Genomic DNA, 266 nt, shown 5'->3' with positions numbered 1-266 from the left:
TCAGTATGAAATTTCAGGTGATGAGGAAAACATCAATAATAGTGGTGTTTTTGGCTTTTTGTCAGAAGGTTCATATACAATCTGGGTTTACGACGAAGCGGGATGCTCAACATCTGTTGAAGTGTTATTACCTCCTCAGACTAAAGGAATTGAGTTGGTGGTTTTGGAACAAACCGGACCTAGCTGTCCTGGAGAAAATACAGGAACTATTAGGGTGGCGGCAAGTGGCGGAACAGGCGAATCTTATCAGTATGAAATTTCAGGTG

1 pseudogene is annotated in these 266 nt (G+C 42.1%); it reads left to right on the top strand.

The window, feature by feature from the left end:
* Positions 1–266 (top strand): annotated as a pseudogene (locus tag HMJ38_RS25210) (SprB repeat-containing protein); the annotation flags it as partial.

It is taken from the genome of Aquiflexum lacus, assembly GCF_015476655.1.
Lineage (GTDB): Bacteria > Bacteroidota > Bacteroidia > Cytophagales > Cyclobacteriaceae > Aquiflexum > Aquiflexum lacus.
Note: the sequence above shows the minus strand (reverse complement) of the source record. Positions and strands in the feature narration are given on the sequence as shown.